Origin of the sequence: Pseudomonas sp. SJZ080 (assembly GCF_007828295.1) — a bacterium.
GTDB lineage: Bacteria > Pseudomonadota > Gammaproteobacteria > Pseudomonadales > Pseudomonadaceae > Aquipseudomonas > Aquipseudomonas migulae_A.
Window position 1 is genome coordinate 1 of record NZ_VIUK01000004.1, and the last position, 11,836, is coordinate 11,836.

Sequence of the window (11,836 nt, forward strand, 5' to 3'; positions counted from 1 at the left end):
TTTGAATTCTTCGGGATAACGCTGGTTGCTCATGGCACCTCCTAATGGGCCTCATTTTAAGGCTTGGAGGTGTCTACGAAACTAGGGGCGATTCAACATATTGATACATTTTTTGCTTAATATTTTGTTCTGGCGCTTTGTGATTTCACCGTCGTGGATGTTTGGGGTGGGTCGTATTGCTGCTAATTTTATAGCTGTTGTTTGTGCTAGTTCAATAGTGTCTGCCTCTACTTCAATTGTTGATCCATCTGGAGTTGAATGTGTTTTGGATAACCCGAAGCGCTCAAGTGAAGCGAGTCTGTATACATATGATAGTTTTCCGCAAGTTATGAGGTATGTGAATGCGAATTTGCTGGTTTCTGGCGAGGAGGGCATCCACGGAATCGGCCCAGGTAGATCCTTTATTTTTGCCAAGAATGGTTTTAATGCCGTTGTTGCCCCATATCCGGCATAAAGTCGGTCTTCGTTCATTAATGAATATTCACACTGGCCGACCCCAGCTGCAATTTCAAGTGCCCGAACAATAGCAATCACTGCGTGTTGCTCATGATCTACCCATTGAGCTGCGGCTTTTTCCTGTATTTCGGTAAGTTGTGTTCGTATTAATATTTGTGTTGCGCTTTCCATGCGGACAATCCCTTGTGGTGATTCTACTGTTTAAATAGTATCTCAATTTTTTTGATAAAAAAAAGGCCACCTAACGGCAGCCTTTATGAGTTTATGTTGAAATCAATCCCAGCTAAGCGCACCACCGGTTTGGTATTCAATAACCCGAGTCTCAAAGAAATTCTTCTCTTTCTTCAAGTCCATAATCTCGCTCATCCAAGGGAACGGGTTAGTCGTCCCTGGATACTCTTCCTTCAACCCAATCTGCGACAGACGACGGTTAGCAATAAACTTGAGGTAGTCCTCCATCATCGCCGCATTCATGCCCAGCACGCCGCGAGGCATGGTGTCCCGCGCGTATTCGATTTCCAGCTGAGTGCCCTGCAGAATCATCTGCGAAGCTTCTTCCTTCATCTCGGCATCCCACAGGTGCGGGTTTTCGATTTTGATCTGGTTGATCACGTCGATGCCGAAGTTCAGGTGCATGGATTCGTCGCGCAGGATGTACTGGAACTGCTCGGCGACGCCGGTCATTTTGTTGCGGCGGCCCATGGAGAGGATCTGGGTGAAGCCGCAGTAGAAGAAGATGCCTTCCAGAACGCAGTAGTAGGCGATCAGGTTGCGCAGCAGTTCTTTATCGGTTTCGACGGTGCCGGTTTCGAACTTCGGATCGGAGATCGAACGGGTGTACTTCAGGCCCCAGGTGGCTTTTTTCGCGACCGATGGGATCTCGTGGTACATGTTGAAGATCTCGCCTTCATCCATGGCCAACGATTCGATACAGTACTGGTAGGCGTGGGTGTGGATCGCTTCTTCGAAAGCCTGGCGCAGGATGTACTGGCGGCATTCCGGGTTGGTGATCAGGCGGTACACGGCCAGGACCAGGTTGTTGGCAACCAGGGAGTCGGCGGTGGAGAAGAAGCCGAGGTTGCGCATGACGATGCGGCGCTCGTCGTCGGTCAGGCCTTCCGGGTCTTTCCAGAGGGCGATGTCGGCGGTCATGTTGACTTCTTGCGGCATCCAGTGGTTTGCGCAACCGTCCAGATACTTCTGCCAGGCCCAGTCGTACTTGAAAGGCACGAGTTGGTTGAGGTCGGCGCGGCAGTTGATCATGCGCTTTTCGTCAACGGCGACGCGGGCGGAGGCGCCTTCGAGTTCGGCGAGGCCTTCAGCGATGTCGAGGTTGTCCAGGGCTGCTTTGGCACGGGCGATAGCGGCAGAGTCGGTCGCGGTTACGGCGCGAGCTTCTTGAGCGGCGACACCACCAGCGGTGTCGAGTCGGTCCATGTTGGCTTCAGTCGCGTGGCCGGCGTTGGCGCCTTTTACCACGGTCTCGCCGCTGTCTTCTTTGTCGAATTCGTCCCAGCTCAGCATGACGTGTCGTCTCCTGCGTGAGGGCCAGATGCCCGTGTGAAAACTGATCGGTTGGTTTTTCACACGGCCGTACTGGCCGCGTTGGATAGCGTTTTTTGCAGCGGTACACGCAGGCAAATAAACATAATTTTGTACGGGGTCCGAGAGCCTCTGACGGGCGCAGAAATCGGTGAGGACTTCGGCGTGGGCTTCAGACTGGCTGTTATCCCTGTAAGGGAATATTGCAGGCCCGTTTAAGCCGGCATTATAGGGAAATTTTTGCGGCCGTGGTGGGGCGAATCCGCGCATGGAGCGGTCGAGAAGGCGGGTTTTTCGGTCGGAGCGAGGGTTTACAGGGCTTTGGCTGGAGATCGCGGGCGCAGATTTTTTTTTCTAAATTTTGACGCACTACTTTTTTGTTCAAAAAATAGCCAGAAAAACGGGTTTTTCACTACATGTTGTGTTTTGAGCCGATTTTCGGTGACCCCAGACACAACTAAGCCCGACCGAAGCCGGGCTGTAAAGTCACGCTCGATGATCAGCTCAGGCGAGCTGCACCGACGTGGTCTGCGCCATCGGCGGCGAACCTGGCGGCGCCAACGTGATCGGCACCGTCGGCAGCGACTTTGGCGGCGCCGGTGTGATCAAAACCATCGGAAGCCAGTTTGCCTGCACCGACGTGATCGGCACCATCAGCGGCGACTTTGGCCGAGCCGGTGTGGTCGTAACCGTCAGAAGCGACAGCTGCTTCGGTGGTGAAAGTGGCCGAACCCGTGCGGTCATAACCGTCGGCGGCGAAGGTGTTGGCGGCCAGTACAGACAGGGTCAGGGCGAGGATCAGTTTGGTTTTCATGTCGTTGCTCCAGGTTCGTTGGCGTTGTGTGCCTTGGTGTGGAATTCATACTACGCCGATTAATTCGATTAAAAAGCGCAAATTAGTGCTTAAAATTATCGAATAAATCGATTTGTACGGTTCGGCGCTTCAATAGCTCAAACATCGTGTCGACTGCTATCGCCAGCAAGCCGGCTCCTACAGGGTGGTGTGATGATCGGGCATTGGGTCGAACCGTTTAGGGACGTGCGGGTGATCAGCCGTTGGTGCAGCCGTTACCCATGACGCTGTAGCGCAGAATGTGGCGTTGGCCTTTGGAGTCGTCGTATTCCATTTTCATGGGGACCACTTCGCACACATTGGGGATTTCACTCATGGAGACAACTTTGGCGATGTCCAGGTGAGTGGAGTAAGTGTATTCCTCGATGATCGGTTGTTGCTGTGCGACATCAGTCGGGACCTCGTCTGCCATGGCGGTTGCGCACAGGCTGGAGAGGGCCAGAACTAATAAAGCTTTCATTTCGTTTTTACCTTTTAGAGGTCGAGTGGGGTCACGCAACCTTTTTGGGGTTGCGTGTGGAACTTGATGACTGGTGTTTTTTGATTAACTGCCTTCGTGGGGGCTGCAACTTGGTTAATCAGGTTTGCCTTGTTGGCGAGGCTGATTTTAGGCGTGAGGGTTGCGTTCATATAGGTGGGGTTTTGATAAACACCTTTGACAGATTTCGTAACAATCACCGAATAACCTGTTGGCGGAACGACCATCACCTTGTAGGAGCCGGCTTGCTGGCGATTAATCCGAGAGCGCCACGGGGTGTCAGGATGGGTGCGTTATCGTTGACGACCATCGCCAGCAAGCCGGCTCCTACAGGGGGCGCGTGTATCTGAGCGGGCTTATCACGATAATTTGTAGGGGCTTGTTACTACCATCGTCGAATGGTTCTATAGGCCCGGCCCGGCTACAACGGAGTCATACAAAAACAACTATTTCACCGAGGTAAGAAAGATGAGTGCGGCTTCCCTGTATCCCGTTCGTCCCGAGGTTCTGGCCAACACGCTAACTGACGAGGCGACCTACAAGGCGATGTACCAGCAGTCGGTCGTCAACCCGGATGGTTTCTGGCGCGAGCAAGCCAAGCGTCTCGACTGGATCAAGCCATTCACCACGGTGAAGCAGACTTCCTTCGACGATCACCATGTCGATATCAAATGGTTCGCCGACGGCACCCTGAACGTTTCCTACAACTGCCTCGACCGTCATCTGGCCGAGCGCGGCGATCAAGTCGCGATCATTTGGGAAGGGGATGACCCTTCCGAAAGCCGCAACATCACCTACCGCGAGCTGCACGAACAAGTCTGCAAGTTCGCCAACGCCTTGCGCGGCCAGGATGTGCACCGCGGCGACGTGGTGACTATCTATATGCCGATGATTCCCGAAGCCGTGGTCGCCATGTTGGCCTGCACCCGGATCGGCGCGATTCACTCGGTGGTGTTCGGTGGTTTCTCGCCGGAAGCCCTGGCCGGTCGCATCATCGACTGCAAATCCAAGGTGGTGATCACCGCTGACGAAGGCATTCGTGCCGGCAAGAAAATCCCGCTCAAGTCCAACGTCGACGACGCGCTGACCAACCCGGAAACCAGCAGCATTCAGAAAGTCATCGTGTGCAAGCGCACCGGTGGCAGCATCAAGTGGAACCAGCATCGCGACATCTGGTTTGAAGACCTGATGAAAGTGGCGGGCAGTGTCTGCGCGCCGAAAGAGATGGGCGCCGAAGAAGCGCTGTTCATCCTTTACACCTCCGGTTCCACCGGCAAGCCTAAAGGCGTGCAGCACACCACCGGCGGCTACCTGCTTTACGCGGCCATGACCCACGAGCGCGTGTTCGACTACCGCCCGGGCGAAATCTACTGGTGCACCGCCGACGTCGGCTGGGTCACCGGCCACAGCTATATCGTCTACGGCCCATTGGCCAACGGCGCGACCACGCTGCTGTTCGAAGGCGTGCCGAACTACCCGGACATCACCCGGGTGGCGAAGATCGTCGACAAGCACAAGGTCAACATCCTCTACACGGCGCCAACCGCCATTCGCGCGATGATGGCCTCGGGGCAAGCCGCGGTCGAAGGTGCTGATGGCAGCAGTTTGCGCCTGCTCGGTTCTGTGGGTGAGCCGATCAACCCGGAAGCGTGGGACTGGTACTACAAGAATGTGGGCAAGTCCCGTTGCCCGATCGTCGATACCTGGTGGCAGACCGAAACCGGCGGCAACATGATGAGCCCGCTGCCGGGCGCTCACGCGCTGAAACCTGGTTCAGCAGCCCGTCCGTTCTTCGGCGTGGTGCCGGCGCTGGTCGACAACCTGGGCAACATCATCGAAGGCGTCGCCGAGGGCAACCTGGTGATTCTCGATTCGTGGCCAGGCCAGGCGCGCACGCTGTATGGCGACCATGATCGTTTTGTCGATACCTACTTCAAGACCTTCCGTGGCATGTACTTCACCGGTGACGGTGCGCGTCGTGACGAAGACGGTTACTACTGGATCACCGGTCGCGTGGATGACGTGCTCAACGTATCCGGCCACCGTATGGGTACCGCCGAAATCGAAAGCGCGATGGTCGCTCACCCGAAAGTCGCCGAGGCGGCCGTGGTCGGCGTTCCGCACGACATCAAGGGGCAGGGCATTTATGTCTACGTCACCCTGAACGCTGGCGAGGAGACGAGCGAGCAACTGCGTCTGGAATTGAAGAACTGGGTGCGCAAAGAGATCGGCCCGATTGCTTCGCCGGATGTGATTCAGTGGGCGCCGGGCCTGCCGAAGACTCGCTCGGGCAAGATCATGCGGCGGATTCTGCGCAAGATTGCGACCGCTGAATATGATGGCTTGGGGGATATCTCGACCCTGGCGGATCCGGGTGTGGTGCAGCATTTGATTGATACGCATAAGACGATGAACGTTGCATAAGTAGCGTTCGGCGTCATCGAAGCCCTGCCAGGTGTTGAGCCTGGTGGGGTTTTTTTATGCCTGAGGGGTTTGTGTTGGTCGTTCGGGCCTCTTCGCGAGCAAGCCCGCTCCCACAGTGGGTTTGAGTCGGGCACAAATCCCGTATTCGGCGGAGATCCACAGTGGGAGCGGGCTTGCTCGCGAAGGCGATCTGTCAGACACCCCATAAACACCAGCCAATAATTATCGGCTTCCCCCGTAGTCCATTTCCCACTGTTACCCATCCCCCTTCAAGTAACTGAATGTGTAACCGCCCGCGCCGATACGGGGCATTGCGAAACGCCTTAACCCCGCATCAATGCATTTCAGCCCGGCAAAAAAATAAGAACCCACGCTAGGCTTGCCGGATTAGAAGGCTTTGCCAATAATAGGCCCGCAATTTGCAATATAGATCGGTTCACTGTCTTTTGCTCTTGCATGAAATTGCAAGGCTGTCAACGTGCCTAAACGGCTTTCTCGGTGCTTCTGTAATTTGTTGTCGCATTGAAGAAATATCGGCTTCGGGCCTGTCGTTAGAATGCCGATCACTCGCTCGTCGTTGCTCGCGTTGAAAACAACGCCGGTTTCCCAGGACGCAGCAACCGCTTTCCGGTTTTACTCATTCGCATATTGGGCTGTCGCTCACTCTGCCGTTTTAGCCCTTTACCGATGGAGTCCCAAGATGAAGAAACTCGTGCTGCTTGGCGCCCTGGCACTGTCCGTGCTGTCCCTGCCAACCTTCGCCGATGAAAAGCCTCTGAAAATTGGCATCGAAGCGGCTTACCCTCCGTTCGCTTCCAAAGCACCGGACGGCAGCATCGTTGGTTTCGACTACGACATCGGCAACGCTCTGTGCGAAGAGATGAAGGTCAAGTGCACGTGGGTCGAGCAAGAGTTCGACGGTCTGATCCCGGCACTCAAAGTGCGCAAGATCGACGCGATCCTGTCGTCCATGTCGATCACTGAAGACCGCAAGAAGTCCGTGGACTTCACCAACAAGTACTACAACACCCCGGCTCGCCTGGTCATGAAGGAAGGTACTCAAGTCAGCGAAGGCCTGACCGAGCTGAAGGGCAAGAACATCGGCGTGCAACGTGGTTCGATCCACGAGCGTTTCGCCCGCGAAGTCCTGGCCCCGCTGGGTGCCGAGGTCAAGCCGTACGGTTCGCAGAACGAAATCTACCTCGACGTGGCTGCCGGTCGCCTCGACGGCACCGTGGCAGACGCTACGCTGCTCAATGACGGTTTCCTGAAAACCGACGCTGGCAAGGGCTTTGCTTTCGTGGGCCCGGCCTTCACCGACGTCAAATACTTCGGCGACGGCGTAGGCATCGCGGTTCGCAAGGGTGACGCGCTGAAAGACAAGATCAACACCGCGATCACCGCCATTCGCGAGAACGGCAAATACAAGCAAATCCAGGACAAGTACTTCGCCTTCGATATCTACGGCAAGTAACACGTCCCGGCGACAAGTCCGAAATGGCGCAAGCAGCAGGATCTCTGAGGTTTGCGCCATTTTTTCATCCCAACTTTCGAGGACCTGAATCATGTTGAAAGGCTACGGGGCTGTCATCCTCGATGGCGCATGGCTGACGCTTCAGCTCGCCTTGTCGTCCATGGCCCTGGCCATCCTTCTGGGGCTGATCGGCGTTGCGCTGCGTCTTTCCCCGGTGCGCTGGCTGGCCTGGCTGGGCGACCTGTATTCCACGGTGATCCGCGGGATTCCCGACCTGGTGCTGATCCTGCTGATTTTCTACGGTGGTCAGGACCTGCTCAACCGCGTCGCACCGATGCTGGGCTATGACGATTACATCGACCTGAACCCGTTGGCCGCCGGTATCGGCACCCTGGGCTTCATCTTCGGTGCGTACCTGTCGGAAACCTTCCGTGGTGCCTTCATGGCGATTCCGAAGGGGCAGGCCGAAGCCGGCATGGCGTACGGCATGAGCAGTTTTCAGGTGTTCTTCCGGGTGTTGGTGCCGCAGATGATTCGTCTGGCGATTCCGGGCTTCACCAACAACTGGCTGGTACTGACCAAGGCTACCGCGCTGATTTCGGTGGTGGGTCTGCAAGACATGATGTTCAAGGCCAAGCAGGCGGCAGATGCCACCCGCGAGCCTTTCACCTTCTTCCTCGCAGTGGCGGCGATGTACCTGGTGATCACCAGTGTCTCGTTGCTGGCATTGCGTCACCTTGAGAAGCGCTACTCGGTAGGCGTAAGGGCGGCTGATCTATGATCTTCGACTACAACGTCATTTGGGAGGCCTTGCCGCTGTACTTCGGCGGCCTGGTAACCACCCTCAAATTGCTCGCGCTGTCGCTGTTTTTCGGTCTGCTGGCGGCCTTGCCGCTGGGGCTGATGCGCGTCTCGAAGAACGCAGTCGTCAACATGACGGCCTGGCTCTTCACCTACGTGATCCGCGGCACGCCGATGCTGGTGCAGCTGTTTTTGATCTACTACGGGCTGGCGCAATTCGAAGCGGTACGTGAAAGCTTCCTGTGGCCGTGGCTGTCCAGCGCGACGTTCTGTGCGTGCCTGGCCTTCGCGATCAACACCAGCGCCTACACCGCGGAAATCATCGCCGGCAGCCTGCGCGCTACGCCGAACGGTGAGATCGAAGCGGCCAAGGCGATGGGCATGTCGCGCTTCAAGATGTACAAGCGGATTCTGCTGCCATCGGCCCTGCGCCGCGCGCTGCCGCAGTACAGCAACGAAGTGATCATGATGTTGCAGACCACCAGTCTGGCGTCCATCGTGACCCTGATCGACATCACCGGCGCCGCGCGCACGGTCAACGCTCAGTTCTACCTGCCGTTCGAAGCCTACATCACCGCCGGCGTGTTCTACCTGTGCCTGACCTTCATTCTGGTGAAGCTGTTCAAACTGGCCGAGCGCCGCTGGCTGGGCTACCTGGCCCCGCGGAAGCACTGATATGGAACGTATCGATCATGCATTGCCGTGGAGCCACCTGGGCAGCGAACGCCAGATTTCGGTGTTCTGTTTTGGCAACAGGGAGCGCAGTGGCGGGCGCAAGGCCTATATCCAGGCCAGCCTGCACGCCGATGAATTGCCGGGGATGCGCACGGCCTGGGAGCTGAAAAAGCGCCTGACCGAGCTCGAAGCCCAAGGCTTGCTCAACGGTGTGATCGAGCTGGTGCCGGTGGCCAATCCACTGGGCCTCGGTCAACTGCTTCAAGGCAATCACCAAGGTCGTTTCGAAGCCGGTAGCGGCAAGAACTTCAACCGGGACTTCGTCGAGCTGAGCGCACCAGTGGCCGCCGAGCTGGAAGGGCACCTGGGCGATGATCCGCACGCCAATATCCGCTTGATCCGTCAGGCCATGAGCGATCACCTGGCGGCATTGCCGGAGGCCAGCAGCCAGTTGCAAGGCATGCAGCGCGTACTGCTCAGCCATGCCTGCACCGCCGACGTCGTGCTTGATCTGCATTGCGACGCCGAAGCAGCGCTGCACATGTACGCCTTGCCGCAACACTGGCCGCAATGGCGTTCGCTCGCTGCGCACCTGAATGTGAAGGTGGGTTTGCTGGCGGAAGATTCCGGCGGCAGCTCTTTCGACGAAGCGTGCTCGCTGCCGTGGCTGCGTTTGTCGCGTCAGTTCCCGGAAGCGCAGATTCCACTGGCGTGTCTGGCGACTACCATTGAATTAGGGGGGCAGGCCGACACCGGTCGCGCTGACGCCTGCGCTTACGCTGAAGGCATTCTCGCGTTTCTTGCCGAGCAAGGCCTGATCAGTGGCGAATGGCCCAAGCCTGCGCAAGAAGCTTGCGAAGGCATGCCGTTCGAAGGCACCGAATTGCTGTTTGCGCCGCATCCGGGCGTGATCAGTTTCTTGCGTAAACCCGGCGAGTGGATCGAAGCCGGCGATGAGATTTTCGAAGTGATCGATCCGTTATCGGATCGGGTCAGCACGGTGTGTGCTGGTACGTCCGGGGTGCTGTTTGCCATTGAACGGCTGCGTTATGCCCAACCCGGTTTCTGGCTGGCCAAGGTGGCGGGGCGCGAAGCGCTGCGTCACGGGCGCTTGCTCAACGACTGACTGACTGTTTTTGTGAGAACCGACCGCATGTACAAACTTGAAGTCCAAGACCTGCATAAACGCTATGGCAGTCACGAAGTGCTCAAGGGCGTGTCCCTGAAAGCGGCGGCTGGCGATGTGATCAGCATCATCGGCTCCAGTGGCTCCGGCAAAAGTACCTTTCTGCGCTGCATCAACCTGCTGGAGCAGCCGCACGCCGGCAGGATTCTGCTCAACAACGAAGAGTTGAAGCTGGTGGCGAACAAGGACGGTGCGCTGAAGGCCGCCGACCCGAAACAGCTGCAACGCATGCGTTCGCGCCTGTCGATGGTGTTCCAGCATTTCAACCTGTGGTCGCACATGACTGCGCTGGAAAACATCATGGAAGCGCCGGTCCACGTGCTCGGCATGTCCAAGGCTGAAGCCCGCGAGAAGGCCGAGCACTACCTGAACAAAGTCGGCGTGGCGCATCGTAAAGATGCTTACCCGGGCCACATGTCCGGCGGTGAGCAGCAGCGCGTGGCGATTGCCCGTGCGCTGGCGATGGAACCTGAGGTGATGCTGTTCGACGAACCGACCTCGGCCCTCGACCCGGAACTGGTCGGCGACGTGCTGAAGGTGATGCAGGCCCTGGCGCTGGAAGGCCGGACCATGGTGGTGGTCACGCACGAAATGGGCTTCGCCCGTGAAGTGTCGAACCAGCTGGTGTTCCTACACAAAGGTGTCGTCGAAGAAAGCGGCAACCCGCGTGAAGTGCTGGTCAATCCGCAGTCCGAGCGTTTGCAACAATTCCTCTCGGGCAGCCTCAAGTAAAACCGAACTCCCGTTGCGCACCGGGATAGTGCATGCTTCGCAACCTAAAGGCTGGCCCCTATCCCTGTAGGAGCCGGCTTGCTGGCGATGACGGTATGTCTGTGCCGGATATGCAAACTGGCCCGCCGCTATCGCCAGCAAGCCGGCTCCTACAGGTTTTGAGATTTGTGTTCGTTTCCGGGCTAGCATTGGCCCATGCCTTCATCACTGTTCTTCGCTTCGGATCGCTCGCCCATGACTGCCCATCGAATTGGTTTCCTGATTTGGCCCAGCACTAAAGCACTGACGCTTACGCTGGCTGAGGAGGCCTTGCGTGTTGCCCAGCGTGTGCATCCGGACGTGGTCTACGAACTGTCGTTCTTGCAGGCCGAACCGCCGGCCGAAGGCGCCTGGCAATTGCCGGGTGAACCCTGGGCCGGCAAGCTCGAAAACTTCCAGAAACTGTTCCTGCTCGCCGATGAGCCGCCGACCACGCTCGCGCCGGCGCTCAGCAGTGCGTTGAAACAACTGGTGCGTGCCGGTTGCGTGATTGGCGGTCTGTCGGCCGGTGTCTACCCGTTGGCGCAGCTCGGTTTGCTCGATGGTTATCGCGCCGCCGTGCATTGGCGCTGGCAGGACGATTTCGCCGAGCGTTTCCCGAAAGTCATCGCCACCAGTCATCTGTTCGATTGGGATCGCGATCGCCTGACCGCGTGCGGCGGCTTGTCGGTACTCGATCTGTTGCTGGCCGTGCTGGCCCGTGATCACGGTGCTGAACTCGCCGGCGCCGTGTCCGAAGAACTGGTGGTCGAACGCATCCGTGAAGGCGGTGAACGCCAGCGCATTCCGCTGCAGAATCGCCTCGGTTCCAGCCATCCGAAGCTCACCCAGGCGGTGTTGCTGATGGAAGCCAACATCGAAGAGCCGCTGACCACCGACGAAATCGCCCAACATGTGTGCGTGTCCCGTCGGCAGCTGGAGCGCATCTTCAAGCAATACCTCAACCGCGTGCCGAGCCAGTACTACCTGGAACTGCGCCTGAACAAGGCCCGGCAGATGTTGATGCAAACCAGCAAGTCGATCATCCAGATCGGCCTGTCGTGTGGCTTCTCTTCGGGGCCGCATTTCTCCAGCGCCTATCGCAACTTCTTCGGCGCCACGCCGCGGGAAGATCGCAACCAGCGGCGCAGCAGCAGTCCGTTCGAGTTGTCGTCGGTGCCGTCCGAGCGTGGGTGA

The 11,836-nt window shown here is 57.6% G+C and carries 12 protein-coding genes; 7 read left to right on the forward strand and 5 right to left on the reverse strand.

Translation table 11 applies throughout. The features are described from left to right. Window positions 1-81: 81 nt before the first annotated feature. From FBY04_RS07110 to FBY04_RS07130, 5 genes are all read right to left on the reverse strand, one after another. Window positions 82-627, reverse strand: a complete 546-nt coding sequence (locus tag FBY04_RS07110) for a hypothetical protein (RefSeq protein ID WP_145314863.1) — start codon at window positions 625-627, stop codon at window positions 82-84. 102 nt (window positions 628-729) lie between these two features. Continuing rightward, window positions 730-1,980 carry a ribonucleotide-diphosphate reductase subunit beta gene (locus tag FBY04_RS07115; protein WP_084322765.1) on the reverse strand — a complete coding sequence of 417 codons (1,251 nt, stop codon included), beginning with the start codon at window positions 1,978-1,980 and terminating at the stop codon, window positions 730-732. Window positions 1,981-2,497: 517 nt separating this feature from the next. Next, window positions 2,498-2,812 (reverse strand): hypothetical protein, encoded by a 315-nt coding sequence (locus tag FBY04_RS07120; RefSeq protein ID WP_084322766.1) that lies wholly within the window; start codon window positions 2,810-2,812, stop codon window positions 2,498-2,500. A gap of 235 nt (window positions 2,813-3,047) precedes the next feature. After that, complete coding sequence (locus tag FBY04_RS07125; RefSeq protein ID WP_145314864.1) at window positions 3,048-3,311, reverse strand: DUF2790 domain-containing protein; 264 nt, start codon at window positions 3,309-3,311, stop codon at window positions 3,048-3,050. A gap of 14 nt (window positions 3,312-3,325) precedes the next feature. After that, complete coding sequence (locus tag FBY04_RS07130; protein ID WP_145314865.1) at window positions 3,326-3,559, reverse strand: hypothetical protein; 234 nt, start codon at window positions 3,557-3,559, stop codon at window positions 3,326-3,328. Between the two features lie 238 nt (window positions 3,560-3,797). Here FBY04_RS07130 and acs point away from each other — a divergent pair, with 238 nt between their 5' ends. From acs to argR, 7 genes are all read left to right on the forward strand, one after another. Further along, window positions 3,798-5,753, forward strand: a complete 1,956-nt coding sequence (gene acs, locus FBY04_RS07135; protein WP_145314866.1) for an acetate--CoA ligase — start codon at window positions 3,798-3,800, stop codon at window positions 5,751-5,753. Between the two features lie 700 nt (window positions 5,754-6,453). Then, complete coding sequence (locus tag FBY04_RS07140; protein ID WP_084322769.1) at window positions 6,454-7,227, forward strand: ABC transporter substrate-binding protein; 774 nt, start codon at window positions 6,454-6,456, stop codon at window positions 7,225-7,227. A 91-nt stretch (window positions 7,228-7,318) separates the two neighbouring features. Continuing rightward, window positions 7,319-8,008, forward strand: coding sequence for an ABC transporter permease (locus FBY04_RS07145; protein WP_017340229.1), 690 nt, complete (start codon window positions 7,319-7,321; stop codon window positions 8,006-8,008). Beyond that, the gene (locus FBY04_RS07150) at window positions 8,005-8,703 is read left to right on the forward strand and encodes an ABC transporter permease (protein WP_084322770.1); all 699 of its coding nucleotides are present in this window, start codon (window positions 8,005-8,007) and stop codon (window positions 8,701-8,703) included. Before FBY04_RS07145 ends, FBY04_RS07150 begins: the two co-directional genes overlap by 4 nt. A 1-nt stretch (window position 8,704) precedes the next feature. Further along, window positions 8,705-9,829: a M14 family metallopeptidase gene (locus FBY04_RS07155; protein ID WP_145314867.1), complete on the forward strand. Its 1,125-nt coding sequence runs from the start codon at window positions 8,705-8,707 to the stop codon at window positions 9,827-9,829. Between the two features lie 27 nt (window positions 9,830-9,856). Continuing rightward, window positions 9,857-10,621, forward strand: coding sequence for an ABC transporter ATP-binding protein (locus tag FBY04_RS07160; protein WP_033056742.1), 765 nt, complete (start codon window positions 9,857-9,859; stop codon window positions 10,619-10,621). A 234-nt stretch (window positions 10,622-10,855) separates the two neighbouring features. Further along, entirely contained in the window at window positions 10,856-11,836 is a 981-nt protein-coding gene (gene argR, locus FBY04_RS07165; RefSeq protein ID WP_145314868.1) for a transcriptional regulator ArgR, read from the forward strand.

What these genes read in the sequence shown, in the direction of transcription:
- FBY04_RS07125 (WP_145314864.1), bottom strand. Translation starts at nt 3,311, where the DNA reads ATGAAAGCTTTATTAGTTCTGGCCCTCTCCAGCCTGTGCGCAACCGCC.
- FBY04_RS07145 (WP_017340229.1), top strand. Translation starts at nt 7,319, where the DNA reads ATGTTGAAAGGCTACGGGGCTGTCATCCTCGATGGCGCATGGCTGACG.
- FBY04_RS07150 (WP_084322770.1), top strand. Translation starts at nt 8,005, where the DNA reads ATGATCTTCGACTACAACGTCATTTGGGAGGCCTTGCCGCTGTACTTC.
- FBY04_RS07120 (WP_084322766.1), bottom strand. Translation starts at nt 2,812, where the DNA reads ATGAAAACCAAACTGATCCTCGCCCTGACCCTGTCTGTACTGGCCGCC.
- FBY04_RS07160 (WP_033056742.1), top strand. Translation starts at nt 9,857, where the DNA reads ATGTACAAACTTGAAGTCCAAGACCTGCATAAACGCTATGGCAGTCAC.
- FBY04_RS07115 (WP_084322765.1), bottom strand. Translation starts at nt 1,980, where the DNA reads ATGCTGAGCTGGGACGAATTCGACAAAGAAGACAGCGGCGAGACCGTG.
- FBY04_RS07140 (WP_084322769.1), top strand. Translation starts at nt 6,454, where the DNA reads ATGAAGAAACTCGTGCTGCTTGGCGCCCTGGCACTGTCCGTGCTGTCC.
- FBY04_RS07155 (WP_145314867.1), top strand. Translation starts at nt 8,705, where the DNA reads ATGGAACGTATCGATCATGCATTGCCGTGGAGCCACCTGGGCAGCGAA.
- FBY04_RS07110 (WP_145314863.1), bottom strand. Translation starts at nt 627, where the DNA reads ATGGAAAGCGCAACACAAATATTAATACGAACACAACTTACCGAAATA.
- argR (WP_145314868.1), top strand. Translation starts at nt 10,856, where the DNA reads ATGACTGCCCATCGAATTGGTTTCCTGATTTGGCCCAGCACTAAAGCA.
- acs (WP_145314866.1), top strand. Translation starts at nt 3,798, where the DNA reads ATGAGTGCGGCTTCCCTGTATCCCGTTCGTCCCGAGGTTCTGGCCAAC.